At 68.3% G+C, this 1,317-nt stretch carries 2 protein-coding genes; one reads left to right on the top strand and one right to left on the bottom strand.

Annotated elements, in window-relative coordinates; all coding sequences use genetic code 11:
* The coding region (locus CJZ98_RS17715; RefSeq protein WP_157911099.1) for an AAA family ATPase at positions 1-175 on the bottom strand (175 nt) is incomplete at its 3' end.
* Positions 176-344: 169 nt separating this feature from the next.
* Here CJZ98_RS17715 and CJZ98_RS17710 point away from each other — a divergent pair.
* Positions 345-1,229, top strand: coding sequence for a helix-turn-helix domain-containing protein (locus CJZ98_RS17710; RefSeq protein ID WP_094592416.1), 885 nt, complete (start codon positions 345-347; stop codon positions 1,227-1,229).
* Positions 1,230-1,317: the final 88 nt, after the last annotated feature.

The following is a 1,317-nucleotide window of genomic DNA, read 5'->3' as shown; positions in this document are numbered from 1 at the left end:
GGGCCTCGATGTCGCGCCAGGGGCCCTGCACGGCCGCATCGCCGAACAGCTCGCCGCGCACCACGTCGGTGGAGAGCACCACGGCACCGGTGAGGCCAGCAAGAACGCCGGCGAGGGTGGTCTTGCCGCTGGCAGGCGGGCCGATCAGCAGGTGACAGCGCAGGGGAGAGCTCATCAGCGCAGCCTGGCCGTTTGCGGTGCCGGCGGCAACAGCTCATGCGAAGAACCAATGCAGAACCAAGGCAAGTGCTCAACTCTTTCTGGCTCTGCTGCTTTTTCGCAGCAAGAAACGGGGCTATCCCATTCAGGCCGCGGAGGCTGCCTGCAGCACCCGAGAGCCCCCAATGGATTGCGCACCAGCGGCGCTGTTACCGGCCCAGCGCTACCGCCTGCCGGACCTGCTCCAGGACATCCGCCTGCTCGATCTGCTGGAACTCAGTGGCACCACCCTGCAGGCCAGCCGGCTGCTCAGCATGAGTCAGCCCACTGTCAGCCGTCGGTATCGCGCCCTGGCTAGGGACTTTGGCCTGGAGACGAATCGGCGCCGTTTGCGGGGCTGCTGCTACGGATCCACAAACACAATGCGCCTGCTACGTCTCGGCTGCCGGACCCATCGCCTGGAGGACGGGGTCGCCCGGATCGGGACGGATCTGCTGCGCCAACCGTTACTCGATGGCCTCCCCTGGCTGCTTTCGAGCCCACCCCGGTTTCGCGCCGTCGCGTCCTGGCTGGAACTTGTGCGGGAGGGAGTGCTGGATGGGGCCCTGATCTCAGGGCTGGAGCTGGACGGCGCGGCTGAGCTCCACATCGAGGACCTGGAGCTGGTGCCGTTGGGCGGCCTCCGGCTCCTGCTGGCAGCGCTGGCCACGGGGCCGATGGATCCCTGCGCTGATTGGCCGCCTGTGCTCGTGCCCCATCGCGGCGTGGCTGCGGGCCTGCAGCGGGCCCTGCAGCAACAGGGTCTGGTTCTCCGCTCCGCCGGCAACGGCTGCCATCACACCGCCGCCTGGGTGCAGCGCCTCGGCGGTGGCGAGCTGGCAATGACCATGGCCGACCTGGATGCCGCAGAGGCGTGGCCACCGCTGCGGCGAATAGCGCTGCCGCAGCCGCTCCTCGATCCGCTATGGCTGGCGCTGCCCGCCGACTGGCGGGAGCAGGCGGTACTGGCGACCACTGTGGAGCAGCTGCGGAGCCATCCCGGGCTGATGGTGCAGGAGGGGCTGACGTGACCCCCTTTGTCGGTCCAGTCCTTATGAGAGTGGGTGGATGTGGTCATGCTGCAACTCCCTGTTGAGCTGCCTCCAGGGGCGTACGCCC

The organism is Vulcanococcus limneticus LL, from assembly GCF_002252705.1.
Taxonomy (GTDB): Bacteria; Cyanobacteriota; Cyanobacteriia; order PCC-6307; family Cyanobiaceae; genus Vulcanococcus; species Vulcanococcus limneticus.
Note: the sequence above shows the minus strand (reverse complement) of the source record. Positions and strands in the feature narration are given on the sequence as shown.